General features: G+C 62.6%; 26 protein-coding genes. 18 read left to right on the plus strand and 8 right to left on the minus strand.

Annotated elements, in window-relative coordinates; translation table 11 throughout:
- Position 1: 1 nt before the first annotated feature.
- Entirely contained in the window at positions 2–349 is a 348-nt protein-coding gene (locus tag ACOCMH_RS12635; protein WP_427308516.1) for a TrbC/VirB2 family protein, read from the minus strand.
- A gap of 20 nt (positions 350–369) precedes the next feature.
- Positions 370–1,422 (minus strand): CpaF family protein, encoded by a 1,053-nt coding sequence (locus tag ACOCMH_RS12640; protein WP_427308518.1) that lies wholly within the window; start codon positions 1,420–1,422, stop codon positions 370–372.
- Positions 1,423–1,836: 414 nt separating this feature from the next.
- Here ACOCMH_RS12640 and ACOCMH_RS12645 point away from each other — a divergent pair, with 414 nt between their 5' ends.
- The 10 genes from ACOCMH_RS12645 to pilO2 are packed head-to-tail and all read left to right on the plus strand — an operon-like array spanning position 1,837 to position 11,343.
- Positions 1,837–2,544, plus strand: a complete 708-nt coding sequence (locus ACOCMH_RS12645) for a VirB8/TrbF family protein (protein WP_427308520.1) — start codon at positions 1,837–1,839, stop codon at positions 2,542–2,544.
- A 16-nt stretch (positions 2,545–2,560) separates the two neighbouring features.
- Positions 2,561–3,457 carry a TrbG/VirB9 family P-type conjugative transfer protein gene (locus ACOCMH_RS12650; RefSeq protein ID WP_427308522.1) on the plus strand — a complete coding sequence of 299 codons (897 nt, stop codon included), beginning with the start codon at positions 2,561–2,563 and terminating at the stop codon, positions 3,455–3,457.
- On the plus strand, positions 3,457–4,686 hold the full coding sequence (locus ACOCMH_RS12655) for a TrbI/VirB10 family protein (RefSeq protein ID WP_427308524.1): 1,230 nt from the start codon (positions 3,457–3,459) through the stop codon (positions 4,684–4,686). Before ACOCMH_RS12650 ends, ACOCMH_RS12655 begins: the two co-directional genes overlap by 1 nt.
- The gene (locus ACOCMH_RS12660) at positions 4,679–5,473 is read left to right on the plus strand and encodes a transglycosylase SLT domain-containing protein (RefSeq protein WP_258874814.1); all 795 of its coding nucleotides are present in this window, start codon (positions 4,679–4,681) and stop codon (positions 5,471–5,473) included. The genes ACOCMH_RS12655 and ACOCMH_RS12660 overlap by 8 nt, the downstream gene beginning before the upstream one ends.
- Complete coding sequence (locus tag ACOCMH_RS12665) at positions 5,470–6,690, plus strand: pilus assembly protein PilL (RefSeq protein ID WP_427308526.1); 1,221 nt, start codon at positions 5,470–5,472, stop codon at positions 6,688–6,690. Before ACOCMH_RS12660 ends, ACOCMH_RS12665 begins: the two co-directional genes overlap by 4 nt.
- A complete protein-coding gene (locus ACOCMH_RS12670) occupies positions 6,687–7,127 on the plus strand; it encodes a lytic transglycosylase domain-containing protein (protein WP_240990378.1) in 441 nt (146 codons plus the stop codon). The genes ACOCMH_RS12665 and ACOCMH_RS12670 overlap by 4 nt, the downstream gene beginning before the upstream one ends.
- 28 nt (positions 7,128–7,155) lie before the next feature.
- Entirely contained in the window at positions 7,156–7,662 is a 507-nt protein-coding gene (locus ACOCMH_RS12675; RefSeq protein ID WP_427308528.1) for a toxin co-regulated pilus biosynthesis Q family protein, read from the plus strand.
- Positions 7,659–9,317, plus strand: coding sequence for a type II secretion system protein GspD (locus ACOCMH_RS12680; protein WP_427308530.1), 1,659 nt, complete (start codon positions 7,659–7,661; stop codon positions 9,315–9,317). The genes ACOCMH_RS12675 and ACOCMH_RS12680 overlap by 4 nt, the downstream gene beginning before the upstream one ends.
- 16 nt (positions 9,318–9,333) lie before the next feature.
- Positions 9,334–10,080: a type IV pilus biogenesis protein PilP gene (pilP, locus tag ACOCMH_RS12685; protein ID WP_427308532.1), complete on the plus strand. Its 747-nt coding sequence runs from the start codon at positions 9,334–9,336 to the stop codon at positions 10,078–10,080.
- A gap of 3 nt (positions 10,081–10,083) precedes the next feature.
- Positions 10,084–11,343, plus strand: a complete 1,260-nt coding sequence (pilO2, locus tag ACOCMH_RS12690; RefSeq protein WP_427308534.1) for a type 4b pilus protein PilO2 — start codon at positions 10,084–10,086, stop codon at positions 11,341–11,343.
- On the opposite strand, the gene ACOCMH_RS12695 is transcribed toward pilO2, so the two are convergent.
- Positions 11,322–12,353, minus strand: coding sequence for a hypothetical protein (locus tag ACOCMH_RS12695; RefSeq protein ID WP_427308536.1), 1,032 nt, complete (start codon positions 12,351–12,353; stop codon positions 11,322–11,324). The genes pilO2 and ACOCMH_RS12695 overlap by 22 nt on opposite strands.
- Here ACOCMH_RS12695 and ACOCMH_RS12700 point away from each other — a divergent pair.
- From ACOCMH_RS12700 to pilV, 5 genes are read left to right on the plus strand one after another with little or no spacing between them, the layout of a single operon-like run.
- Positions 12,319–13,146, plus strand: a complete 828-nt coding sequence (locus ACOCMH_RS12700) for an ATPase, T2SS/T4P/T4SS family (protein WP_427308538.1) — start codon at positions 12,319–12,321, stop codon at positions 13,144–13,146. The two genes, ACOCMH_RS12695 and ACOCMH_RS12700, sit on opposite strands and share 35 nt — an antisense overlap.
- A 17-nt stretch (positions 13,147–13,163) precedes the next feature.
- Positions 13,164–14,183 (plus strand): type II secretion system F family protein, encoded by a 1,020-nt coding sequence (locus ACOCMH_RS12705; RefSeq protein ID WP_258874813.1) that lies wholly within the window; start codon positions 13,164–13,166, stop codon positions 14,181–14,183.
- Positions 14,184–14,216: 33 nt separating this feature from the next.
- The gene (locus ACOCMH_RS12710) at positions 14,217–14,717 is read left to right on the plus strand and encodes a type 4 pilus major pilin (protein WP_116342907.1); all 501 of its coding nucleotides are present in this window, start codon (positions 14,217–14,219) and stop codon (positions 14,715–14,717) included.
- A 36-nt stretch (positions 14,718–14,753) separates the two neighbouring features.
- On the plus strand, positions 14,754–15,233 hold the full coding sequence (locus tag ACOCMH_RS12715; protein WP_427308540.1) for a hypothetical protein: 480 nt from the start codon (positions 14,754–14,756) through the stop codon (positions 15,231–15,233).
- A 7-nt stretch (positions 15,234–15,240) separates the two neighbouring features.
- Positions 15,241–16,488: a shufflon system plasmid conjugative transfer pilus tip adhesin PilV gene (pilV, locus tag ACOCMH_RS12720; RefSeq protein WP_427308542.1), complete on the plus strand. Its 1,248-nt coding sequence runs from the start codon at positions 15,241–15,243 to the stop codon at positions 16,486–16,488.
- Positions 16,489–17,022: 534 nt separating this feature from the next.
- Here pilV and ACOCMH_RS12725 read toward each other — a convergent pair.
- The 5 genes from ACOCMH_RS12725 to ACOCMH_RS12745 form a co-directional block, all read right to left on the minus strand.
- Positions 17,023–18,243 carry an ISL3-like element ISRta1 family transposase gene (locus ACOCMH_RS12725; protein ID WP_427308544.1) on the minus strand — a complete coding sequence of 407 codons (1,221 nt, stop codon included), beginning with the start codon at positions 18,241–18,243 and terminating at the stop codon, positions 17,023–17,025.
- A 148-nt stretch (positions 18,244–18,391) separates the two neighbouring features.
- Positions 18,392–19,420 carry a CAP domain-containing protein gene (locus ACOCMH_RS12730; RefSeq protein ID WP_427308546.1) on the minus strand — a complete coding sequence of 343 codons (1,029 nt, stop codon included), beginning with the start codon at positions 19,418–19,420 and terminating at the stop codon, positions 18,392–18,394.
- 178 nt (positions 19,421–19,598) lie between these two features.
- On the minus strand, positions 19,599–19,934 hold the full coding sequence (locus ACOCMH_RS12735) for a hypothetical protein (RefSeq protein WP_116386364.1): 336 nt from the start codon (positions 19,932–19,934) through the stop codon (positions 19,599–19,601).
- Positions 19,935–19,950: 16 nt separating this feature from the next.
- Complete coding sequence (locus ACOCMH_RS12740) at positions 19,951–21,126, minus strand: FlhC family transcriptional regulator (RefSeq protein ID WP_427308548.1); 1,176 nt, start codon at positions 21,124–21,126, stop codon at positions 19,951–19,953.
- 12 nt (positions 21,127–21,138) lie between these two features.
- Complete coding sequence (locus ACOCMH_RS12745) at positions 21,139–22,347, minus strand: hypothetical protein (protein WP_427308550.1); 1,209 nt, start codon at positions 22,345–22,347, stop codon at positions 21,139–21,141.
- 654 nt (positions 22,348–23,001) lie between these two features.
- Here ACOCMH_RS12745 and ACOCMH_RS12750 point away from each other — a divergent pair.
- The 3 genes from ACOCMH_RS12750 (at position 23,002) to ACOCMH_RS12760 (ending at position 24,627) form a co-directional block, all read left to right on the plus strand.
- Positions 23,002–23,307, plus strand: a complete 306-nt coding sequence (locus tag ACOCMH_RS12750; protein WP_427308552.1) for a hypothetical protein — start codon at positions 23,002–23,004, stop codon at positions 23,305–23,307.
- A 97-nt stretch (positions 23,308–23,404) separates the two neighbouring features.
- Entirely contained in the window at positions 23,405–23,833 is a 429-nt protein-coding gene (locus ACOCMH_RS12755; protein ID WP_115683965.1) for a hypothetical protein, read from the plus strand.
- A gap of 2 nt (positions 23,834–23,835) precedes the next feature.
- Positions 23,836–24,627 (plus strand): hypothetical protein, encoded by a 792-nt coding sequence (locus ACOCMH_RS12760; protein ID WP_240990376.1) that lies wholly within the window; start codon positions 23,836–23,838, stop codon positions 24,625–24,627.

A 24,627-nucleotide genomic window follows, 5' to 3' on the forward strand; every position in this document is an offset into this window, starting at 1 on the left:
CTCAGAAGCCAGTGCACTGGGCCGCGACGCCCAGCGTTTTCATGATCGCGGGCGCCGCAGCAGCCAGGCCGATGCCGATACAGATCACCGAGACGAACTTCATGATGGTCGACTCGGAGTTGGCGATACCGATGGCGCCAAGCACGATCAGGATCAGGCCGGCCACGAACAGGTACTTGGTGTTAATGAAGGTGGCGATCCCGCAGATGAACTCCCCGAGGTTGCCGAGGAAGCCGAAATCGGCAGCCGCGGCTGAGGTGGCGACGCCCATCAGGCTGACCATGACAAGCATCGAGGGCAGGGATTTTCGCGCCGTCGTGGCAGCACGTTGGATGAAGGGGTGGGACATGGGAGAGGCTCCTGGTGTGGTTAGAAAACGCGTTCGATGTCGTAGTCGTTGTTGCGAAAGCCCTTGATCTCGATGATTTCCGAGATGTGGCGCATCTCGCCGGTGCGGCGCATGTGGACAACGTAGTTGAAGCACTCGGCGATCAGCTTGCGCATGTCGTCGAGCTCCCAGCGCGAGCCTTGGGGGATGCCGAGCATTGCAAGGCTCTCCATGCGAGACAGCGCGGAGCGGGCGTTGTTGGCGTGCAGCGACGCCATGCCGCCGTCGTGGCCGGTGTTGAGCGCCTGGAGCATGTCGAAAGCCTCGCCACCGCGGACCTCGCCAACGAGAATGCGGTCGGGGCGGAATCGCAGCGCCAGCGCCACCAGCTGCTGGGTGGTGACGTTCTTGTCGGTGTTGGAGAGCAGGCGCACCGCATTTGGCACTCGCGTCTTGAGCTCCATCGTGTCTTCGATGGTCAGGACGCGCTCGCCGTCGGGGATGTTCTCCACGAGCGCATTCAGGAAAGTGGTCTTGCCGGAGGAGGTGCCACCGGCGACGAGGATGTTCTTGCGCTGGCGGACCAACTCGATGAGGGCATCCTTGAGCGCGTCGTCTTCGACCGCGCCTTTGAAGATGGGCTGATCCGTGTGCTTGCTGCGGGCATGCCGGGACGAGAAGGCGCCGGCCTTGACATAGTCGGTCAGGGACAGGTTCGTCTCACGATGCCTGCGGATGCTGAGGGCGTGGCCGTCGATGGCGGTGGGTTGCATCACTGCAGCGATGCGCAGTCCCTTATGGCCGGCGTTGATGATGCCCTGTGCTGTACCACGCACGGCGGACTTTTGCACCGATGAGGCCAGGGATCGGACCGCACCTTCGAGCTTCGCGGGCTCGAGCCGGACGTCCAGGCGCGTCATCTCGCCGCGTCGCTCCACCCAGATGCTGTCATGGCGGTTCACCATGACTTCGGCCACATCCGACGCCTCGATATATGCGCGGATCGGCGACAGCGACTCAAAGAACATCGCAACGGCGCTGGCTTCGAGTTGGCTGAGCTGCAGGACGGGATGGGTCGGGTCGGTGGATTGCATGCCCGCTATTGTTGGCGGGCCGCGAATGCAATTGGGCGCCGAAAGACGTGCGATTTTTGCGAGTTTTCCAGAAAACTCGCGCGAGCAACCGCCTGCCGAACCGATCTCATGCGGCGGATACCGTGCTCGAAGCCTGAGCATGCTCACGCTGGTTTTCCGGAAAGCTAGGTCAAAACTGAGAGCTTTCCGCTCTATTGTTGCAGGACAGCTCTCCGATTGAAGGCAGTAGCTGCACCGCCAGAGCTGGTTAGCAACCTGGGGCTCGTTGCGGCTCCGTCTCGTGGGGATCCAACACGGATGTGCACTGGGTACAGGGAAAATCTCAGAAAGCCGCGCAAAATCGCGCCGCTTTCTTCGATCCTCCCGTGACGGTTCACTGCTTCAATTAGCGGCATCCCAATGGACTGCCGCAGCATGCCCCTCTTCCGCAAGAACTCCAGCAATGCCAAGACCCTGGCGGTAGCCCCGGGGATGTACGGCAATGAGAGCCCTGAACAGGTGATCTTCGACCGTACCACCAGGATCGCCATCGAGCGCAATCACTGGAAGGTGGCCACGCTCGGTCTGGGTTGCATTGCGCTGGCGGCAATCATGACGCGTGAGCCGCCACCCTCCGTGGTCAAGGCGGTTGGCGTGTCAGCCGACGCGAGCGGCAAGCCCATCGTGCGCGAGCTGGAGGCCTTCCAGCCGGAGGGGATCCAGTTGCTGTGGGCCTTCAAGGATCTCGTCACGCGCTGGTTCACGATCGAGCCAATTCTGACCACGCAGGTCGAGGATTCGCGGATGGCTCGGAACCTGCGGTCCGTGCGTGAGCAGATGATCGGATCGTCGCGCAAGCAGTTCGAGGACTGGGTGACCGAGGACGAGCCGTTCCGCCAGGTTGGCGCCTCCGCGACGTTGGTGCGGGAGGTCAAGGTCACCAATATCGCCGTGCTGCCCGACAGCACGGTTGCGGTGGAGTTCATCACCACCACGACGGAGGACGGTTACAAGCCGCGCAGTATGCGCTACGCGATGACCTTCCGTTACCAGGTGAAGCCGCCCACCAGCGATGCCGTGCTGGGTACCAATCCGTTCGGCGTCCATCCCGTCTTCTTCAGCCTTCAGAAATCGCCGGCCTGAGGCCGCGACACCGCTCATGGACATTCGCAAGTCATCCCCCCTGAGTGCACTGGCTGCCATCTTGGTGGCGCTTAGCATCGCCGTGCCGCACGTACATGCTGCTGACAAGCCCCAGCGCCGGCCGGGCGCGGGCGTGGCAGGACTGGGCATCGGTTACCTCAGCGATGCGATGAACCCAGCCAATCCGTTCAACGGTGGCGTGGATCCCATAGCGCTGCCCGGCGATTCGCGGCTAGTTGTCTTTACCTACAGTCGTGACCAGATCTTCCGTGTCCTTTCCGCACCGCTGAAGATGACCACCATCGAGTTTCCCGACGACGAGCAGATCGTCGGCGAACCCGCGTGGGGTGAGAGCGTGCGCTGGGATTACGAAACCGATGGCCAGAATCACCTGTACGTAAAGCCGCAGGCGGCTGGTCTCGTAAACACGCTCTCGGTGAACACGAACAAGCGCAGCTACGAGTTCACGCTGGTGTCTTCTCCCCTGGGCGGGATCTTCTACCAGAAGGTGCGCTTCCGCATCCCGACGTCGTTTGCGGCCAAGGTGAAAGCGCGCAATGAAGCGCGCGCTGACAGCGCCGAAGGGCTGTCCGTCGATGCCGGTGGCCGCAACGCGGATGTGGTCGCTGTCGCCCCCGAGCAGCTCAACTTCGAATATTCCATTTCCGGCAGCGCGAGCTTCCGGCCCGACACGGTCTTTGACGACGGCAAGGCGATCTGGTTGCGCATCCCGAAGAGTGCCGACTGGCCTGTTGCCTTGGTCAAGGACGGCAGCGATTTCGTGGTGGTGAACTTCATTCGGCGAGGCGAATTCCTTGTCGTCCAGCGTCTGGCCGAAACGGTAGCGCTACGCTCGGGTTCGGAGGAAGTGAAGATCGAGCGTGGCCGCCGGCGCATTCTGGGGTTGTTCTGATGCGCGATCGGAAGTCGTCCAACAACGTTTCCGACGTGACGGATGCGCAGGAGCGCACAGTGAAGGGGAAGCTGCCGCGCAACATCGTGATGGTGCTTGGCGTCGTTGCGGCCTTTCTCGTCGGCGGGCTCGGCTACTACTTCCAGTCGGTCAGCGAGGAGCAGTCCGATGCCAAGGCGGAGCAGAACCGCGCGGAGCAGCTGCGCCAGCGGGCCAGTAGCGGCGACAACGGGCAGACGCTCGAGGCCACGATCCGGGAGCAGGCCGCCAGGGCTCGGGAAGAGGCTGAGCGTCAACGCGCCCTCGCGGAAAAGCGGGACAGCGGCACGGCGCCGGTCATGACGGCCGGCGACCTGGTTGCCACGGCCAAGCCCAGCACTGCGGACGCCAAGAAGAACGAGCAAGACGACATCTTCACCTCTTCGATCTACAAGAAGGGCATGCGCAAGTCGCAGATGGGCGGCACGAAGATGCCGGCTGGCATGGCGGACCTGACCGACCCCGCGCAGATGCGCGCCCTGCAGCAGGCGGCGGTCGCGCGCGCCAGTGCAAGCAACGGCCTCCCGGAGCAGCCTGAAGCGCCCGTTTCCTCCGACAAGCAGTTCCTGCGTGATGCAACCGCTGCTAGGACGTTGCGCACCGGCTTCGACGGGAGACTACCGAAATGTACGGTCAGTCGGGGCTTCGTCATTCCCGCCACCTTTGCCGGTGGCCTCAACTCGGACAAGCCGGGTGAATTCCGCGCGACTGTCTCGCAGGACGTGTATGACACGGTGACGGGCCGGTGCAAAGTCATCCCGGCGGGCAGCACGCTGGTTGGTGCCTACAACGCGGATATCGCGGTGGGCCAGGAGCGCATCCTTGCGGCCTTTGTGCGCATGCAGCTGCCGAACGGCAAGACCGTTCCGCTGATGGGCATGCAGGGTGCCGACCCCAACGGATATTCCGGCATCAGCGGCGACGTCAACAATCATTTCCTGAGGATCTTCGGCTCTGCCTTGGTTATCGGCTTGCTCGAGCACGCCTTTAAGGACAACAACACGGCGACCACGGTCGGCGCGAACGGACTGACCACCTACGGCAATGCCGCCGGTCAGATTGCCGCCCAGACCGCATCCACGATCCTGAGCCGCAACCAGGGCATCCGGCCGACGATCACGACCGAACCGGGCCAGAAGATGGTGGTGCAGGTCAAGCACGACATGGTGCTGGAGGCCTACCGTGATTAAGACGCTGGCAGCCCTCGCTGCGTGTCTGGTATCGAGCCACGCACCCGCCGCCACGATCCAGGCGGTCATTAGCCCCACGGCGGTAGTCGTGCACGCCGACGGCAAGGACTTGTTGCACACGATCGCAGGAAAACCGGTGCTCTACTGCGGGCTCGATGCGTTCCTTGCTTGGTCCGCCCGGTTGATCGGTGCATCGATCGAACCGGGCGCGGAGGCTGGGCCTGTCGTTCAGATCGGCGGGAAGGCGCTGCCGATCTCGGTGCTGTTCGCCCGCGAGGGCTGGCTGCGCCCGGCCGTACTGACCGAGGCCGCCCAGGAAGCGCTCGCCGAGCGCCGTGGCGGATGGGCATGCGCGCCGAAAACCGAGCCGTTCGCGCAGATGGGCCAGCGCGTGGATCCGAAGATCACCGCCGGCATCGCGATGAACGAATCGGCCTATCGCGGGCGGCCCTGGCCCTGGACCTTGAACGTGGCTGGCCGCGGCATGTTCTTTGCCACGCGGGAGGAAGCCTACATGGCGATCAATCGCCTGCTGGCCAGCCAGCGGTGCGATTTCGACGTTGGGCTAATGCAGGTGAACTGGTGTTACCACGGCAAGCGCTTCACGTCGCCATGGGATGCGCTGGCGCCGGCAACCAATATCCGGGTCGCCGAAGACATCCTGACCGAGAACCTGCGGCGCAGCGGCTCCACGATGAAGGCTGTGGCCTGGTACCACAGCGCCAACCCGGAGCGTGGTGGTCCGTACTTCGCCCGCTTCATGAACCACGTCGCACAATTCCGATGATCAGGCCGCTCATTCTCTCCGCTTTGGTATTGACGGCGAGCGCCAGCGCCATGGCGGCCGATACCGACCCTCTCGACTTCGATTACCAGATCGTTGCCCGGGCCGTCGATCGTCCTGCGCTTATCTTCAACGACGGGCTCTCTACGTATATCCAGCCTCGGCCCGGCCAGGCTGTTCAAGCCGATGGCGCCTTGCAGACCGGCCCATACTGGGTGGTTGATGGTGTGCCGGATGTCGTCCGCTATACCGTCAACGGGCAGCCAGTGCTTGCGCGCTGGAAGCGCGCGAACGGCTTCACCTCGGAGCCCGCCAATCCAGCGGGCGACCTGCCGCGCAGCCTGGCCGGCATTTCCGGGCGTCTGGCGCTGATCGGCAGCTACACCACGCTTGCGGTGGTGCGTCCTGGGCGCTCGTCCCTGCCTCTGGCCCAAATGATCAAGTCCATCGCGCCGGCTGGCTGGACGGGAACGGCGCAGAAGGACATTCCGCTGACCGAGGATGTCGCCGTGGAGCTTGGCGATGGGGAGAACTGGCTGCAGGCGCTCGCCCGCGTGCTGGAGCGCCGCAACCTGTATGCGGAAGTGGACTTCATCCGACGCAACATCGCGCTGCGGGCCGCGCCGCCGAAGGGCTTCTCCGTGGTTGCCGAGCCGGCGCGGCAGGATGGTCCGCTGCAGGCGGCCTCCCTGCCGGCTGCTGGCACGCCGCTGCCTGAAGGACCGACGCTGGCGTCGGCGTTCGGCGCGGTGGCGATCCGCGACAACAAGCAAGGCCGCATCGAAATCCGATTCGAGAAGGAACCGAAGGACCTGGTGCTGCGCGACGATTCTGGCAGCAAGATCTGGACGAACTGGGAGGAGGCACAGCGGGTGCTGTCGTTCTCGACGGTCGACCGCTTCACCGCGATGGCGGACGGGAAGTCGGTGCAGGTCGATCGCGCCCCCGAGATCGAGTATGTGTTCCCGCGCGAAAACGCTGCAGGGCTCGAAATGGTGTTCGAGAAAGACGGCGCCACCTATCTGAGCTTTGCCAAATCGATGGTGAGCGTCTCGGTGTTCGGCGACGAGCACAAGCGCAACGGCGAGCAGAAGGACCGCTACTACAAGTTCGACGGGATTGCCGCGCGGTTGACGGTGATCGCCGACGGGAACGTGGTCTACGTGGACCGTGTGCCGCAGGTGCGGTTCAAAGAGCAACCGGGGAAGGTCGCGCTATGAAGATCCGTGCAGTTGCAACAGCGTGCTGTCTGATGTGGCTCATAGGCGGCTGCGCCCGTGCGGACTGTCTGGACGATGCTGCGGCTTTCCATGGCGTGAGCTCGACCTTGCTGCGCAGCATTGCCTGGCAGGAGTCCGGCATGCGGCCATGGGTCACCAACCGCAATACCAACGGTTCGGAAGATATCGGGCTCATGCAGATCAACTCCATTCATCTGCCGCGGCTGGGGCGATATGGCATCACGCGCGCCCACCTGTTCGATGGATGCACCAATGCGTACGTCGGCGCGTGGATTCTGCGCGAGAACATCCAGCGCTTCGGACCGACGTGGAAAGCGGTTGGCGCCTACAACGCTTCGTCGCCTGACAAGCAACTGCGGTACGCCAATCAGATTCATGCCCGGTGGCAAGCGCTGCAGCGCGCGGCCCTGCGCTAGTCCTATCCGTTCAATCGAGACCATAGCTATGTCCCACCCCAATCGAACCGTCCGCATAGTCCTGACTGCGGCCTCGCTTCTGAGCGGTTTGTTCATCGCGCCGGCCTTGCACGCCGCCCAGCTGCTGAACGACGGCTGGCAGTCGCTGCAACCCGCTCGCGCGAATCCAGCGGCGATCGACCGCACGCTGGTGGCGGCGAACAGTGCCTCGCCAACGGCCGGTGCCGGCCCGTCGACGGCAGCGGCTGTCGGCGCGCCCCCGGCAGTCGCGGTGGTCGGTGAGTTATACCGCCTCGTCAAAGGCGAGCCCCTGCAACAGCAGCTGCAGAAATGGGCTGCCCGCGCGGGTTGGACGGTGGTTTGGAATGTCCCCGATGGCTGGATCGTTCCGGGCGACAAGGACTACGGGGATGACTTCGAGCTCGCCGTCAAGCGTGTGGTTGAAGAGCTGGCCAACAACGGCGCCGACGTGGTGGGCGACAGCTGGCGCGGCAACCGCACCGTGATTATCAGCCAAAACGGAGTCGTGCAATGATGAAGCAAAGCAAACGCTATACCGCGGCCGCCGTGGCGGCGGCCACACTGCTCTCCGGCTGCGGCGTGATGGAGACGCGTCAGGTTCAGAACACCATCAACAGCGAGGCGCATGCGCGCTACGCCGACGCACCGCGCAGTCGGCCGGTGTTCCGGGTGCATGAAGGCGCCTGGCTGTTGGGCGAGAAGATCCGCGCTAGCAAGCCGCAGCCGGATATCTACGGCAAGCACGTAGTGTTCAAGGGAACCCTTGGTTCCTTGACCGAGGCGGCCAACTGGATTGCGCAAAGTGTCGGCGTACGCTCGACAGTCGATCCGTCGGCCGTCGCCTCGTTGGCGCCCAGCGCGGCCCCGGCGGTGCAGCCCGCAGGCGCAGTCCGCCCGGGCGGGCCGATTCCGATGGGCGGCACGGCACGGGTGGACCTGGCCGCTCCGCTTAGCGTCGCGGCTGGCCCGGGTGCTTCGGTCACGGCGATCCCGCTGACCCTGCGATACGAAGGCAATTTCAAGGGCTTCCTGGATGCCGTGGAGGCGCATTTCGGGGTCTGGTCTCGCTACAACGACGGCACGGTGACGTTCTTCAAGACGGAGACCCGCACTTTCATGCTGCCGAGCCTCGCGGATTCGTCCTCGATGAACGGATCGATCACCACGACGGATAGCAGCTCGAGCGGCATGGCAGGGGCGGGCGCGACCGGGGCAGGCAATGGCGGCAGCGGCGCGGGGCGCAGTGGCCAGTCGATGAGCATGTCGGTCGAGATGAAGCCGTGGGAGACCCTTCAGGCTACGGCGAAGGCCGTTGCTGGCGCCAGCGCCGAGGTGGTTGTCGACAAGAACCTGGGCACGCTCACGGTAACCGGCGATCCGGCCCAGTGCGATCGAATCGAACAGTTCGTCAAGAGCCTGGCTGCCATGTATGGGAAGCAGGTGGCTATTGACGTGCAGGTCTATGAGGTGCGCGTAACGCGCGAGGACAACTACGGCCTGAACCTGTCACTCGCGTACCAGAGTTCCAGCGGGCAACCCGGGGTCACGTTCAACTCGGCCAGCATGCCGAATGTTTCGGGCGGCGCATCGCCGATGAATCTCGGTGCGACCATCATGAGCGGACCGTTTGCCGGCAGCAAGGCCGTGATCCAGGCGCTCTCGACACTGGGCAACGTGTCGCAAGTGGTGTCGCGCTCGGGCGTCACGCAAAACGGGAAGGTCCTGGCGCTGCAGACCGCGACGCTGCAGGACTATGTTGCACAGGCGCAAACCACGCTGGCTGCGAATGTCGGCTCGACCAGTTCGATTCAGACCGGGACCGTTACCTATGGCTTCACCAGCAACTTCCTGCCCAAGGTCGTCGATGGCCGAATCCTGATGAACTTCGACATGACGCTCTCGGACCTCCTGCCACTGCAGCCGTTCAACTCGGGCGGCTCTGCCAACCAGACCACCGTGCAGCTACGGACGATGCCGACCAACCGCTTCACGCAGTCCATCACGCTGAAGCCCGGCGAATCCCTGGTGCTCACCGGCCTGCGCAACCAGAAGGCGGCGACCACCAACAACGGTGTGGGTGAGCCGTGGATGGCGGCGCTCGGCGGCGGCGTCGGTGCGACGCGAGGCGACACCGTCATCGCGATCATGATCTCGGCCCGCTTGCTGTAAGACTTCGGACTTTCCCATGCAGAATCGCCCATTCAAACTTCGTTCCACTCAGTTCAGGGTGGCCATCGCGGCAGTGTTGCTGCAATCGGTGGCTTGTTCGGCCAACGCGGCTTCTTCGATGTCTGACCCGATTTCCGCTGCGATCGCGGCGGCCGGTCGTAAGCCGGCCTCGCACTCGGCAACGGAGTCGGCGCCGCAGCAGCAAGCGCGGCCGGTGACATCGCGACAGGAAGCCGCGCCGCCCGCGTCCACGCCGGCTGCGCAGCCGTCTGGCGCCAGCGCTGTAGCGCCGGCAGTAGTGAGTGCAGCGGCGTCCGCCACTACTGCGGCGGCTGCCGACGCAGCCACGTCGCCGCGACATACCGAGGCATCGGAACTCGCGGCGTTGCAGTCGCAGATTGCGTTATGGAAGGCCCGCGCCGAGATTGCAAAATACAAGGCGGAAGTGAAGCGGGCGGAAGAATCGCTGTTGTCGGCCTCCCAGGGCGCGGCACCCGCCGGAGCGGCGCCGGCTATCTCCCTCTCCGGGCCGGTGCCGACGGCGGGTGTTGCAGAACGGATGCCGCGTCAGGCGGGCGACGCACACAGGCTAGTGTCGTTGCGCGCGTTCGACGGCCAGTTCAACGCGGTGGTCGATGTCAACGGGCGCACTGTGCCGGTCGTGGCCGGGGACGCGCTCGATGGTGGCTGGAAGGTGGTCAGCATCGACGACGGGGGCGTCAAGATCGCAAACGGCAAGCGCGTGCGTACGCTGAGGCCCTGAGTCATGGCTCAGATCCTGTCGTTTCCTGGGCTGAAAGGCGTCTTCGCCATTGGGCTGACCTGGCAGCACGAGGAGGTTCAGCCAAGCAAGAGCGCCGTGCGCGCGAGCGCGATTGCACTGGGCCGCCACTTCCGCTGGGGGATCGTGCACCAGAGCGCCGAAGGCGCCGTGCAGAGCGGCTTTTGCGAACCCATGGCGGGTGTCAAGGTTTCCGCCGTCAAGCCGCTCGCCGCCATCGTGGCCGGCCAGCATCAACAGCCATGGATGGGCCTATTTCACCTGCAAGACAGCCTCTACTGGTACGTCGCAGTTCGTCAGGGCCACGCCATCATCTCGGGTGGTGATCGGGTAGGCACCATCGAAGAGCTGGACACAATCCGCGCCCGCCATCGTGCGCTGGGCGATTGGACCGAGGTCGAGGGCACCCTGCGCGACCTCGCCGCGATGGCGCGCGCGAGCAAGGGCGTTTCCGCAATGCACGATGTGCTGACGGGGCCCTGGCGCTCAACCGCCTATGCATTGGCCGCGGTGAGCGCGGTCGGTGCGATCGCCGGCGGTGGCTGGTATTGGTATGACATGCAGCAGGAAGCCGAGCGCGAGGCCCAGCGGGCGCGCCAGCGTGCCATCGCCGCTGCGCAGCGCCTGAGCGAAGCCGCCCGCCCGCGAACACTGCCGTGGGTGGAGGAAGCATCGCCGTCGGCTTTCCTGCAGGCATGCCGGCGGGCATGGGATGGGCAGACGCTTGCCGAGAGTGGCTGGACGATGGCTGCCTGGCGCTGCAAGCCAGCGACGGCGACCACGCTGCATATCGAGACAAGCTGGAAGCGAGAGGGTGGCGTGGCTGCCAACGCACCCGGCTCGTTGTCGGCGGATGGCAACCAGGCGAACGCAACCGCCGTTGCCCGGGCGGCTTTCCTGCCGTCCCCGTCCGAGATCGCCGCCATTGGCGAGGCCCAGCGCGCGATCTGGACCTATGCGCAGGCGCGCGGCATGGCGCTGCAAGTCACGATGCCGCCGGCGTTGCTTCCCTCGGATGGCAAGACGCCTGTCGATCCATGGCTCGTGATGACCGCGGACATCAATTTCGGCACGCCGCCGTGGCTGGGCATGGGCGCTGGTCTCGATAACGTGGCTGGCTTGCGGCTGACCGAAGTCAGCTACGAAGCGGCGACGCAGACATGGAAAGGGGTGGGGAAGCTGTACGCCCAACGGAACGGAAATGCCGCGCCCGCTGCGGAGCCTCAACACCAAGGAAAGCCATGATGACCGGGACACTTTCGCGCCTGTGGGGCGGTGCCGCTCGCAAGGGCGACCGCGCCGCGACCGTCGCTACGCGAGCGGAGCCATCGGTCAAGTCCGACATGCTGACGCTGCCGCCCCCGCCCGAGGTGCTGGCGCCGCATATCCTCTATCCCCGCACGCTCGCGGGCAGTTTCGAGAAGGTGGCATGTACGTTGAACCTGCTTGCGCCGGACGAGGCTGCAGCGCTGCGCCAACGCGTAGCGGACACGGGCCTCTACGTGGAAGACCTCGCCTTGGACCATGGACTCACCAGCGAGACCGTCCAGAAGGCCCTTGCCGTGCACGCATGTGACATATACGTGGATGCGCGCCACTTCGGCACCCCACGCTTTCTGACGTGGGAAGCCAAGGTGCGGCGCAGCGGTGCAGCGCCTCAGGTGCGCAAAGTCTCCGCCCAGGAACTGGCGGTTCTGCGCCAGCAGCGCGGCTCTGGCCAGCAGCAGGATGCGGACCTCCAGACGCTGAGCCTCGCGCGCCAGCTGGTCGCCGACTGCGCGGCGCTGATCGCCTCGGATATCCACGTTCTGGTGCGTGAGCACCATACCGAGATTCAGGTACGGGTGCAGGGCGACCTGCGCACGGTCGGCGCGCTGTCCATGCGACGCGAGGAGGGGGAGCGGCTGGTGCGTGCCATGTATACCGGTCTGGCGACCGTGAAAGCCGCGACCTACAACCCTCTGGACGTGCAGGACGCACAGATTGCGGGCGATGCACTGCCTGGCACCGGCCTCTCGAGCGTCCGGATCGTCCGAGGGCCGGCCTATCCAGTGGAGAGCGGCGGAGGCTTCCTCGTGGCGCGGCTGCAGTACCGCGAGCACCACCAAGGCGCACGCAAGGCTGACGCGATCGACGCGGCGAAGCGACTGGACCTGAGCACGCCGAATAGCCCTTCGGGCGACTTCATGCTTGGCCAGATGGGATATACGCCCGCTCCAGGTGGAACTGATCTCGCAATTGCTGCGACGGCCCATGGGCGTGGTGGTTGTGACGGGACCGACGGGCAGCGGCAAGACGACAACGCTTTTCGAGTGCACGCGGCATCAGGCCAGGATGTTCCCCGAGAAGCGTCTCGTCACGATCGAGAACCCGACCGAGTATCCGATGGACTGGGCGATTCAGCTGACCACGGAGAGCGAACGCTTCCCCGAGATGCTGCGCATGACGCTGCGAATGGACCCGGATGCCATCCTGCTCGGCGAAATCCGTGGTGTCGAGGAAGCGGTGGCCACGCTGCAAGCCGCGGCGACTGGTCACCTGGTGCTGACCACCCTGCACGTGACGGATCCCTTCGAAACATTCTCGCGTCTGGTGATGCTGGACCACGTCCGTCTGGCCATGGAGGTGATCTGCAACCACAACCAGATCATCGGCCTGATTGCACAGCGCGTGGTTCCGTTGCTTTGTCCGCATTGCAGCGTGAAGTTGGAAGACGCGCCGGAACGCCTGCCGGAATACATGCTGCGTGCCATGCGCACGTGGGGCGATCTGTCGGAAGTGCGTGTGCGCGGCGCAGGTTGCGACCATTGCCATGGCGATGCCATCATCGGCCAGCAGGCCGTGGCCGAAGTCGTGGTGACAAGCGAGGCCCTGATGCAGGACTGCATCAAGGAAGGGGTGCTGGTGGCCCGCCGGAAGCATCGTAAGCGCGCCGGCGCCGATAAGCCCATGATCGCCCATGCGATGGATCTGGTGCTGGCGGGCCGCCTCTCGCCGGTCGATGCCGAACGCAGTGTTGAGGCGATACCAAACAGGGACGAGCTATGAGCGGACTATCTTGGAGCATGCGCCGACGCCTGTACCAGCAGGCATCGAGCCAGCTTGAAAACGGACTCGGCCTCGCACAGATTCTGGAGGATTTCCGCGAACGGCTGGTCCGACGGGGGCGTGACCGAGCGGCCGAGGCAGCGCATGACGTCGCCCGAAAGGTCCGGGACGGCATGACCCTGATGGCGGCGATGGGCGCGGGGCTCAGCGATCTGGAGCGCAGCGTGCTGGATGCCGGCGAACGCGCCGGGCAGTTGCCGGAAGCCATGCGCCTGGTCCTTGACGTGCGCGAGCAGACAACGCGGCTGCGTCAGAAGTTGCAGGCCAGCTTCTTTGCTCCAACGGTCTACCTGCTGACGCTATACGCGGTGCTGCTTCTGATCGGCGCCCAGATCGTGCCGCAGTTTCTGGATTTCGTGCCGCTGGACCAGTGGACGGACTGGGCCTATGCCATGTACTGGATGGGTCAACTGGCGGTGGGGTGGCCTGCGCCAGTCCTGTTCGGGAGCCTGGGTGCCTATGCGATATGGAGCTGGTGGGCGCTACCCCGATGGAACGGCTCGGGCAGGCGCTTCCTTGACCAGCATGTCTTTCCCTTTACGGTGTATCGCGAGATCAACGGATTCACCTGGCTCAGGTCGTTTGTAGCGCTACTGCGGGCGAACGTGCCTGACGTGGTCGCCTTGGAGGGGCAGATCCAGACCGCTTCGCCATGGATGGCGTCACGGCTCAAGCCCATCCGTCTGGGACTTACCGACGGCCTGGACCTGGCGGAGGCGATGCGGCAGACCGGGTATGGCTTCCCATCGATGGACTTGATTGACGAAATCGGTGCGTATGCTGGGTTCGATGACTTCACCGAAAAGATCACGGTCGCCGTGCGGCAGAACGCGGAGGTCATCGAGCGGCAATTGCTCGCCAAAGGCATGTTCATGTCGGCGGCCTTCACCGGTCTGATGTTCCTCGCCTTCGTGGTGCTGCAACTGGGTTCCAACTCTCTCTCATCGATCCTCACGTCGTCGATGGGCAAGTTCTAAATCTTGGCGTGTTCAACAGCATAGGAGTTTCACATGGATGGCATTCTCGGGCGCGTCGTCGCCATTGTCTTGGGCCTGCTTGCACTGGTAGGCATCGCTTATGCCGGCTACAACGGCTTCCAGAACCACAAGGCGAGCGTGGTGGCAACCAATATCACGCAGCTGATTACTAACGCCCGTGCCGGGTTCTCCCAAGGCAACAACGGCTATACCAACTTCACGACGGCCAACATCGCAGCGATGATCACCGGCGGCATGTTTCCCACCGACATGGTCCGCGGCAATGCGCTGGTCGATCCCTGGGGAAATGCGGTCACGCTGGCTTCGGCGAACAATGGCTCGCGGGGCGTGATTACCTTCGGTGGTGGCAACGCGCAAACGGCAAAGCAGTGCGTTAGCGCGGCACTCGGCCTTAAGGACTACGTGACCTTGACCGTTGGCACGACGACGTTCGACCAGAGCAACCTGCCGGACCAGGTTACCGCTGGCGCAGCCTGCAGTGCCACCGCGGCCTTTGCGCTGACCTTCCAGTGATGATCGCGGCCTGACGCCGGGATCTTGGAGACGAGCATGGGATACCTCATCCTGCCGTTAGTCACGGTGCTGTTTTGCATGGGCATCGTTGCGCAAAGTCGACAGCTGTCGCAGGCAGTCCCCGGCGCCGGTGTGCCCGGGCGCATGGAGTCCGTTGCCGCGGTGACCGCGCAACAGGCACAGGCCTATGGTGCCGCGTGTGTCTCGACCGCCGGCGCAACGCCCGGTCTCGTCGGGGCGAGTGTGGCACCAATGCTACCGGCCGGGATGGCGGCGCCTGCAGGCGCGGGCTGCATGGCGGTGGCCAACCCCGCTGGCGGCAGGGATGTCTATGGATTCGTGCGCGTCGCCCCGGGCGCAGGCGCGGTGCTGCTGAACAGCACGGAAGGCAGCGTGGCGTGGTTCCGGGTCCGCAGTCAGGGCACTGCCGTCAATCTCGCGACCGGCACGGCATACAGCGTGCCGGCGTCAATTCCTGTTGGGACGCTGGTCCACTGGGTCCAGCTGAATACCTGAGACTCGAATGGAAGCCATACTGGGTTATCTCGTCGCGCTGATGTTGTCGATGCTGAGCATCGCCGGCTTCGCGACTTGGGCAAAAGCCGGCGTCACCAACGTGCAGACGGCGGCCGCAGCCACCCAAATGCTAGTCTTCGACAAGGCAGCATTGCAGTTTGTGCAGGACGAAGCCGCGACGCTTGCCGCGCAAGCCACTGCCAGCGTACCGGTCTCAGTCACCCCGGCGATGCTCGCCAACGGCGGTTATCTGCCGGCAGGGTTCTCTGCGACGAACGTATTCGGGCAGACCTGGCTGCTCCAGGTCCTTCAGCCTACGCCGAACACGCTGCAGGCACTGGTGACGTCGCAGGGCGGAAGGCCGATCTCGGACACGCGCCAGCTGGTCCAGATCGCGGCCCAGGCCGGCGCACAGGGTGGGTTCGTGCCGTACCCGGGGCAGAACGGGGACCCGACGATGGTGGCAAGCAATGCCTATGGAGCCTACGGCGCCTGGCAGGTGCCGCTGGCCAACTACACCAACCCCGGAAGCGGCCGGCTGGCTTCGTTGCTCGCCTTTACCGGCACGCAGGCCAACAACGGCTACCTCTATCGGGTTCAGGTGCCGGGTCATCCCGAACTGAACCGGATGCAGACCTCCCTTGACATGGGCGGCAACGACGTGAACAACGCAAGGCGCGTGACTGCCACAACGGCGCTGACGAGCAATGGCGAGACCTACATCACGAACACCGCCGCGTCCGGCTCGGCGTGTAACGTGGAACCATCGACGCGCAGGAGCACCACCGGCACGGGCTTCGTGATCTGCTTCGGCGGCGTCTGGCAGCCGATCGGCACCGCGGTGGCGAACGTCTACGAAGGGATGGCGTGCGCAAACAACGGCCAGTTGGCAACGGGTTCGACCAATGTCGGCTACATCTGCAAGGGCAATCGTTATGTGGCGATCAACAATGCGCTCGGCAATATGTCCGTTACGCGAAAGTACGACAACGTGACCGATGGAATGACAATCGGCAAGGACTACTGCCCGGGCGGCACCGCATGGGCGCTCTACACGCCGAAGCAGCAGATGGTGAATATTACAGGGAACGTGATGCCCCCCATTGAGGGGACTTACTTTGCGATGAACGATTACGGCACGTACTGGTATGCGCAGGCGAGTGCGATTTCTCCAGCCGCATGGTATAGCGGCAACGACGTTGGTGCAATTGGGGGGCAACTTGTCGGGACGGTCACAACCGGATGCATGTTCTAGAACCTGGATGGATCGATGAAAAGAGTTCTATTGGCATACATACTAATGACCGAGTTTTCTGCAGCGAACGCGCAGTTGTACTCGTTCCCAGCACCGCCGATGACGGTGGCAGACTGTAGACCTGGACACCACTGGTATCGGGAGCCGGGAAAATTGCCATACTGCAGGGTGGATGATCCGCCCCCGCCTCCGCCGCCGCCGCCGCCACCTCCGCTGACATGCCGATTTCTGTACCCTACCATTGGGATCACTATCGGGCCAATGGGCAACTGCTCAGCCGATGGTGGGTGTGCTGGGCATGGAATTGCCGTCTACGATGGTGGCTATACACCAGTGTGGTCCAGATTTTGGTCGAACTCGGAAATCACCGATCAGCAGGATTTCTTCAATAAGGCGATGGCTGCACTTGCAACGACTCAGTACCGCTTGGGTGCCTGGAAGAGATCGGAAATCGGCAACGGCAACTACGGTAATTCGTCTGCTTACGAGGTTTGCAAGTAGCGGCGAGCGACATTCCCGGCGTAAAAAAAAGGTTCATCGAGGAATTCCGGGGAAGGCTGCGCGGATTTTGAGGAAGAAGTATTCCTCGTCGCGATAGCCGTACGCGCGGCGCTTGATGACCTTGATGGTGTTGTTAATGCCTTCGACCACGCTGGTGTTCAACGGGTGGCGGCAGCGGGCCAAGATGCCATGCCAGTAGCCTTGCAGGCGCTTCGCAAACAACTCCAGGGCAGGTATTCGGCTCTGCCGAGCCTGCTCGCACCATTGCTCCCAAGCCTTTTGCGCCCACGCCGGGCGGCGGTAGAACCATAGCCGCTTTAGCTCGTCGCGCAACAGATAGACTGTCAGCAATGGCCGGTTCGCCTCCAGGACCTCATCCAGATGAACCGCCTGGGGGGCGCTCAAGTTCTCCCGATTCCGCAGCAGTAGCCAGCGTGTGGACTTGAGCACCCGTCTGGCCGGCCGATCGTGCCGCAGCTGATTGGCCTGATCCACCCGTACTCGGTCGATGACCTCACGCCCGTACTTAGCTACCACGTGGAACAGGTCGAAGACCACCTCTGCTTGCGGGCAATGCGCCCGGATCTCCAGCTCATACGCGGTCGTCATGTCGATGGCGACGGCCTCGATGCGCTGCGCAACGCCGGCGGGGAGCTGCTCAAAGAAGGCTCGGGCGGTCTCGCGTGAGCGTCCCTGTCCGATCCAGAGCACCTGCCGCCCAATGGGATCGACTACCACCGTGGCATATCGATGCCCCTTGTGTAGTGCAAACTCATCCATGGCCAGGTAGCGGATATTGGACCAGTCCGGCTCCGCCACGGCCTCACGCAAGCGGGCCTTATCGATCGATTTAACTGTGTGCCAGCCCAGATCGTAGAAGGCCGCCACCGCCTGCACCGTGCAGTGGCGCAACAAGTGGCCGCAAGCCTGGGCAAGGCGGGCCGTCACGCGTTGATAGCGCCCAAGCCATTCCAGCCGCTCCAGTCTCGGACCGCCGCAACGCTCGCACCAAACGCGCCGGCGCGGCACGTGCAGTACGACCCGATACTCGAAGAGCGGAAGGTCCCGGACTCGCCTGACCATCGTCTCATGCACCTGATGGCAGCGCGCGCCACACTCCTCGCAATGCATGACCTTGCTGACCGGCTTCAAGTACAACGACAGCGTACGGCTCTCACCCTCCGGCCATACCACGCGCTCCAGCCGGTAGCCCTTCCAGCAACCCAACGCTTGCAGCGTCTTGCGATCCAGCACACATCCTCCTGATACCTGAAGAAACAGGCATCAGCATACAAAATGTGCTCTTTCTGGCCACGGTTTTCTGCGAAGAACCAAAAAAAAGCCCGCAATCGCGGGCTTTTGTTTTACTGTGCATCTTGCGCAGTCGGTGCGGCTCGTAAGCTCAGAAAGCCGTGAAACTCCAGGACTTGCTGATAGCGACACCATTGCGAGCACCAGCGAATGTCGCGGTGTAAGTTCCAGCCGTCAGAGGTTGTGTCGGCAGCATGAAGACCACACCAGCATAGATACCAGTGTCCTCGATCACACCTGCGACAGAGCCAGGCTTAGCGTTAGACGGAACGAGAACGCGAACAGGAACAGAGGTACCGCCGGGGCCAACCAGTGTGAAAGATGACACTGTGAGGACATCGGATGCTGCCGGTGCCGGCACGCGGAACATGATCGGATGTCCTGCAGAGGCAAGGTCGGGCGCCGGATTGGGATTTTCCGTAGCAGGGAAGAAAGTGCCAAATACGGCGTCATTGTCTGCGGGATAGTAGGCCACCGCGTTTGCCGACATTTGTTGCCCGCCCCATTGGGGCAATCCGTACCCGCCACCGTTGGCACCCGTAACTACCCCGAAATTGATGACGCAGCGACTATCCCGTACTGACAACCCCACAGCTTCTTGGTTTCCGGTGATACCTTGCAGATGATATACGGAGCGCTTAAGACCCGAGACGCAAGCATCCGCGTCAGGCGCTCCACTCGAAACGGCTTGACCAATCCACTGGTTCTTGGAACCGCCTGCAGCAACTACCTGGTCATAGGGGGTGGTACCAGTGAAACCAACATTTCCGCTAACTTCTAGGTGACCCGTTGCACTGTTAGCCTTCATGTAGGCAAGATGGTTATCTGCGGCGTTGTCAAGCTTGGCGTCTTGGCTTAGGGCGCCAACACCCAACTTAAGACGGAGCGCGTTCAAGGCATCATAGGCCGCGAGCCGCTGATCCCCACTGGGATACGTCGTCGCCGGAGCAGTGGTAGCAGGCGGAACCGATGTCGGGTCCTGGGGTGTCGTCGGCGTGGTCGGGGTGCTGGGGTCTTGCTTGGAGCCACCGTCATCACCTCCGCCACCACCGCCACACGCGGCGAGAGCGAGCGTCATGGCCGTGACCAGGGCCGAGAGAGCGAGTTTGGATTGTTGCATGTTCTTTTCTTCCTCTGACTTTGGACCGGCCGGGGATCGACCGTTACTTTTAGCTTACCGGCTTGCGCAAGAAGTCAAGTGCCGCCAATCCCCAGCCGGGCGTGAGAATACACGATCGGACAGGAGATAGGACGGCAAGCTTAGCGAGAACTTGACCCCTTGGTTGGGGGGTATCTGATCAGGTGGTGTAGAGCGTCTGGCCGCAGTGGTTGCAGACGTGGTACTGCTTCACCGAGAGCATCCATTGCTTGCGCCAGATGCGAATGCTGCGGGAACCGCAGGAGTTGCAGCACATCCCGTGCTTCGTTGCGCATTGAGGATTTGCAAGCCGATAGTTCTGAAGCGTCGGCGTCGCCTTTGACGGCAGAAGAATGAGTAGGAGCAGGCCGAAGTAGTGCGTGCAAAAGCAAATCACCGCCCATTTGAAGCCGCTCCTGCCCCAACGACGAGCCAGTCGGTAGGCCAGAATCGGGGGTACCACAAAGAGCAAGACGAAAAGGATGAAGGTGTGCATTCCAAATTTCCTTCGCTTACTTGCGACGACGAAGAGATCCACTGTGACCACCCAACGTTCCGCTACAGCCTGGGCAGGAGAACGCATGGCTGAGTTCAATGCGCGGCGCAGTATTCGCAATGAGATAGGGGGTCCTGCAGACCCTGCAGGGTGCGAGTTCCAGCTGTGCGTCGGTGGACATGGTCCGGCAAATGTGGCACGCACGGTCCGCTGAGATTTTCGAGGTAGTTCCGAAGAACTTGTCGAAGAGGTTATAGGCTGAGATGAAGGCCTCGGGGACGTTGGCTCCGAAGGCCAATGCGATGCGGTATAGCGAAACCATGATGGTCGCCTGGAGCCGATGCGTCGGATGCTCGAAGTACCATGCGGTCGAGGTAGGCAGCTGCCCCGATGGCGAGGACCTCCCATGGATCTGCTGAAAGAGCGTTCGCGTGCGCGTGGAGGTAATCCCCAGCAGGGACGTGATTGTGGAAGCTCGGCAGTGACTACGAACCATCATCTCGCTGTACACCTTCTTTTGAAACGGCTCCAACCTGAGATTGGTCCAGCTATGCTTCGTTGCCATACGGTCGGCGCGCATCGGCGTAGAGGCGAGGAAGTGATGGCCATTGGAATCCGGTCCCAGCCGTTTCGAGTCGAAGTCGACCCAGAAGGTCTTGCTATGCAAGCGCCAACGGAAGATCGGAAAGTCGACCCGTGCGATGGCCATGTCGAGCACATGCTGCGGGAGAGATCGCAGGTAATCTGCCAGCTCCTTGGTGATTCCGAGAAGCGGCGCGGCCAGAATGCTGACGTGCAGCAGTTCAACGATCAGCCAGATGTAATGGCGATTGTTGTAGAACAACCGGAGCTTGTCGTCGTTGCTCCAGACGGGCATCTGCGAGCGCAATGCGTCGACGGCCAGGGTCGTTGTAGTATTTTCGGCCAGGCACCGCCAATCCTGTACCTCGGACAGCGTGGGCACGACAACGAGGAACGGCGTGCCCATCAAGTCCCGCTGTGTCGCCTCAGCTTTGCGCACCCGATCGACGGCGGCTTTGCTGATGTACAGGGGTTGCTCAAGCTCGGGATGCGCCCCCAGGAGTTCGGCCAGGTGGTCGGTGAGGTGATAGTTTGCCGAGCGAATACGATCGCACGTCATCCGGGTAAGTTGCAGGCGCTCGAACTCAGCGGTTGGGGAAAGCGGTTGCATGGGTCGTTGCTCCTATTTTGCTTTGATCGCAGAGCGAATTTCGGATTGGAGACGGCCGACGATGCCGTCGAGGACTGTCAGGGTCGGGCGGAATTCGGAAATGTCGCCGGCCATCTGCACCGTCAACTGGGCCGACGCAAAGCTCGAGACCGCCTGCCGGAACGCATCCACTAGCTTTGCCAGCTCGTCATGGGCTCGGGCTCGCTTGTCCAGGACCGCGGTCCGCTCGGCTATCTCTTCTTCAATCCTGTGCCGCTGAGAGATGACGTTGTTCAGTTCGGTCTTGGCGGTCGCAAGCTCTTCGTTCTTGGCTGCCAATGCGTCTTCCAACGTTGCATAGCCTGGGGGAACGATGGGCACTTCGATTGATTCAGGGCGGTCGTTACCCTTCGCAAATGCGATGCGCTCCTGAAGCTCGCGCTTCTCCCGCTCCAGGTCTGCGACTTGCATGCCGAGCGCGCTGTAACTGGAGTTTTGTCTGGTCATCTCCTCCCGCAATTGGGTAAGTGTCAGACGGTCGGTATCGCGCTCGGCCGTCAAGCGGGACAGCTCGGTGTTGAGACGTCGAATCTCGTGGTCTTTGTCCGCATTCTCCGAGATGGTGCTTGCCAGTTCGGCTGTGGCGACGTCGAGCTTGGACTGCACATCGAGAACTTCCTCCTGTTTGCGGCGAAGTCGTTCAACGAACTCACGAATGTCCTTGCGTCGATACGCCGGATCGTTCTCTTTGAACTCGATCACGGCGTCGATTTCCTCCGCGGTGTAGTCACTACGGCGAAGAATCATCAGCTCACCGATGTTCAGTTTCGTGAGTGCGCCGTTGTGTTGCAGAAAGCGCCTGTACAGGTTCAGCTGTAAATGGGCCTGGCTGCGTGTCAGGCTCAAGACCTCTTCGGCGATCGTATAGAACATCTCCCATGCACGCGTGCGAGCGACTCTGGTGTCGCCATACATACCGAGGGCAATCTCGGTGGTGTGGTCATGCATCTCTTGGAGATCGGCGCCCTGGTCGCGAAGTAGCCGCTCGATCTTGTCCCTTGTCCGCTGCAGATTACGCACGCATTGGAGTAGCCGGCTGAACGAATCCTCGTTCACCGCTGCGCCACCTAGCGCTCTACGCAGTGCAAATTCGGCACGTGAGGCGTCGGGTTGCAAAGGGAAATTGACGATGTCCGCCTGTACGGCCGGATTCTCTTTGGGCTTGTCTTGGCTTTGCGGCATTCTTTGCTCTCGGAAATGGACCCTGACAACCAGCGTAACGACCCTAAAACGTTGTCAAGTGAACTCGAGGAGCTTACGAAACGAGACAGCCGGATTGTCCGGAGAAAGCGCTTCTTTTAGGGGTGGCTTTCGTCGGAAGTGGCAGAAAGCTGGTTGCTTATGCAGTCCATATCGGCCTCGACGGCGATCAGATGTAGAGGTTTACCCCTAAGGTGAGGGGTCGAATTAAATAACGCTTACAACAGAAATAAGAGAGGTGAATATCTGCGCGTCATGGTGCGTTTGCCGCGACACGCCCGTTCTAAGAGCGCAGGGTTGCGGTGGCGAGGCCGAGCAGCGATGAGCATGCTCAGGCCCAGTTTTCAATAAGCGGGGTGTTTTTGGTGAGCTTTCCGCTGCTTACCGACAGCAAAGTCCAATTAGGATCGGAGGGACTTCAGCGTTCACCACGCATCGACATGAGCCTAGGGTTACCCAGCGCTCCAATGCAGCAGCCCCTCATCCACGCCAGCGCGCTTCCGCCATGCACTACCGCATGACGCAAGTACGTTGAAGCGCTGCAGCTTCCCTCCAGAGATTCCTTGCTCGCCCGAGCATCGAATAATCGCCTGGCATCCGCCAGGAATTCCCTTTTTTTGTTTCTGGAGAGAAACCGTGGAATCCTTTGTCACGAACCTCATCAAGCGCCCGTTCCAACTCTTCATGTTCTGCATGGTGCTGTATGTGGCCTCGCAGTCGTTCATCGTCGGTGCCTTTGTGTCCGTCGTCGGGCTCTCGTTCCTGTATCACAGGGGTGTTGCCTGGTCCAAAGCAATTCCCGCTGCACCGAAGGTTTCGATGCCGGACAACCTGTCCAAATTGAAGCCCGAAGCTGAGGAGATGCCGGAGCCCGAGCGCCAGTACGAGCGCTCGGCCGTGGTAACGCCTATTCGCCGGACAGGAACGCACGACCGTTCCTAATTCCCATGCCGCCCCTCTGGGCGGCGCTTTTCACCTGTCGCGGGTATCCGATACCCGCCGCCAGGTGGGTCTGTCGGGTGCCTACCCGGAGACCATCATGGAAACCACAACCGCCGGATGGCAGCTGGACTTCTTCGGTGAAGCAGCCGCTATCGAGGTGCCGCCCCCCAAGCTCGACCCCTTGCCTGACCCGTCCCTCTGGAGCGAGTCGGTGCGGGAGAAAATGGTCGACGCCCTGATCAGCCTGGCCTGCGACAGCAGGCGCGGCGACAACATGCCCGAGTCCCTGATCGATTGCGCCGAGATGCTGCGTGCCCGCATGCGCAATCGCACGCTCGACCGGGAGGAGTACTCCATGACGCTGGGCTGGATCTTTGGATACTGGAACGGCGCACTGCCCTATACGTACGTCTGCGCAGTATCGGGGGTCGACCCCGAGACGTTGCAAGACGTGATTCTGAACCACCGCCGCCTGCGCGAGGACCTTGAAGCGGTCCGTCGCTTGTGCTGCGGCTCACTTCTCTAAACATGTCCTGGCTCAATTTCATCAAGCGCGTTGCCGCTGTCCTGAACCCTGAGCAACGAGGGGACAGCACCGATCCGATTCCCGTTGGGAGAGGGGACGCGAACGAACGGCAGTTCTATGTTCACGGTGTCCCGCATCTGCTTCGGAAGGAAAGTGATCGTGTGGTTCACTTCGTTGGTGTGTTCGAACACCGGCTCCAACGCACGCCGTATGGCGACAAGCTGCTGCCTGAAGTCTTCCCCCGGTGGAAGAAGGTCAGCGAGCATGTCGACATGTCGCTGGAACACGTTGCTGCGAGCGTCATTCAGGACGGCAACCCGCCTGATTACCCGGCGCCTGCGCAAGCTGCTGTGGAGCCGGAGCTCCGCCGCCGCGAGCGGCCGACTCGTTCCGCGCCCAGTGCGGAACGTGGTGGTCGACAGGAGGTGGCCAGCAGCGGTTCCGGAAGTGTGGCGCCGGCGCAAGCCTCCTCGCAAACCTACACCGTAGGTGAGCTGCTCGAGTGGGGCGAGATGACGTTCCCTAACCGAAAGCAGGGCGGGCCTCGTTCCTACACGTCGTTCGCACTGAAGCTGTCAACGACCACCGGCGAGAAAATCCTTCAAGGCGAAGGCCTTAAGGATGCGCTGGCCGACGCTCGTTGCAAGCTTGGGGACCGGATTGCCGTCAGAAGACTGCATCGGGAAAAAGTGCCGGCCTTCGACAAGAAGAGCGGTGCACCCATCATGGACCGCGCAACCGGAGTGCAAAAGCTCTGGGATCGTTGGGTCTGGTCAATTAACCTCGTACATTAA

The organism is Cupriavidus sp. H39 (assembly GCF_050271075.1).
In the GTDB taxonomy this organism is placed as follows: domain Bacteria; phylum Pseudomonadota; class Gammaproteobacteria; order Burkholderiales; family Burkholderiaceae; genus Cupriavidus; species Cupriavidus necator_B.

Bases quoted from the DNA above. Each gene is read 5' to 3' on its own strand.
- ACOCMH_RS12670 (WP_240990378.1), top strand. From the start codon at position 6,687: ATGAAGATCCGTGCAGTTGCAACAGCGTGCTGTCTGATGTGGCTCATA.
- ACOCMH_RS12675 (WP_427308528.1), top strand. From the start codon at position 7,156: ATGTCCCACCCCAATCGAACCGTCCGCATAGTCCTGACTGCGGCCTCG.
- ACOCMH_RS12695 (WP_427308536.1), bottom strand. From the start codon at position 12,353: ATGGGCCGTCGCAGCAATTGCGAGATCAGTTCCACCTGGAGCGGGCGT.
- ACOCMH_RS12710 (WP_116342907.1), top strand. From the start codon at position 14,217: ATGGATGGCATTCTCGGGCGCGTCGTCGCCATTGTCTTGGGCCTGCTT.
- ACOCMH_RS12650 (WP_427308522.1), top strand. From the start codon at position 2,561: ATGGACATTCGCAAGTCATCCCCCCTGAGTGCACTGGCTGCCATCTTG.
- ACOCMH_RS12635 (WP_427308516.1), bottom strand. From the start codon at position 349: ATGTCCCACCCCTTCATCCAACGTGCTGCCACGACGGCGCGAAAATCC.
- ACOCMH_RS12665 (WP_427308526.1), top strand. From the start codon at position 5,470: ATGATCAGGCCGCTCATTCTCTCCGCTTTGGTATTGACGGCGAGCGCC.
- ACOCMH_RS12705 (WP_258874813.1), top strand. From the start codon at position 13,164: ATGCGCCGACGCCTGTACCAGCAGGCATCGAGCCAGCTTGAAAACGGA.
- ACOCMH_RS12640 (WP_427308518.1), bottom strand. From the start codon at position 1,422: ATGCAATCCACCGACCCGACCCATCCCGTCCTGCAGCTCAGCCAACTC.
- ACOCMH_RS12745 (WP_427308550.1), bottom strand. From the start codon at position 22,347: ATGCCGCAAAGCCAAGACAAGCCCAAAGAGAATCCGGCCGTACAGGCG.
- ACOCMH_RS12715 (WP_427308540.1), top strand. From the start codon at position 14,754: ATGGGATACCTCATCCTGCCGTTAGTCACGGTGCTGTTTTGCATGGGC.
- ACOCMH_RS12730 (WP_427308546.1), bottom strand. From the start codon at position 19,420: ATGCAACAATCCAAACTCGCTCTCTCGGCCCTGGTCACGGCCATGACG.
- ACOCMH_RS12735 (WP_116386364.1), bottom strand. From the start codon at position 19,934: ATGCACACCTTCATCCTTTTCGTCTTGCTCTTTGTGGTACCCCCGATT.
- ACOCMH_RS12755 (WP_115683965.1), top strand. From the start codon at position 23,405: ATGGAAACCACAACCGCCGGATGGCAGCTGGACTTCTTCGGTGAAGCA.
- pilV (WP_427308542.1), top strand. From the start codon at position 15,241: ATGGAAGCCATACTGGGTTATCTCGTCGCGCTGATGTTGTCGATGCTG.
- pilP (WP_427308532.1), top strand. From the start codon at position 9,334: ATGCAGAATCGCCCATTCAAACTTCGTTCCACTCAGTTCAGGGTGGCC.
- ACOCMH_RS12655 (WP_427308524.1), top strand. From the start codon at position 3,457: ATGCGCGATCGGAAGTCGTCCAACAACGTTTCCGACGTGACGGATGCG.
- ACOCMH_RS12645 (WP_427308520.1), top strand. From the start codon at position 1,837: ATGCCCCTCTTCCGCAAGAACTCCAGCAATGCCAAGACCCTGGCGGTA.
- ACOCMH_RS12740 (WP_427308548.1), bottom strand. From the start codon at position 21,126: ATGCAACCGCTTTCCCCAACCGCTGAGTTCGAGCGCCTGCAACTTACC.
- ACOCMH_RS12760 (WP_240990376.1), top strand. From the start codon at position 23,836: ATGTCCTGGCTCAATTTCATCAAGCGCGTTGCCGCTGTCCTGAACCCT.
- ACOCMH_RS12680 (WP_427308530.1), top strand. From the start codon at position 7,659: ATGATGAAGCAAAGCAAACGCTATACCGCGGCCGCCGTGGCGGCGGCC.
- pilO2 (WP_427308534.1), top strand. From the start codon at position 10,084: ATGGCTCAGATCCTGTCGTTTCCTGGGCTGAAAGGCGTCTTCGCCATT.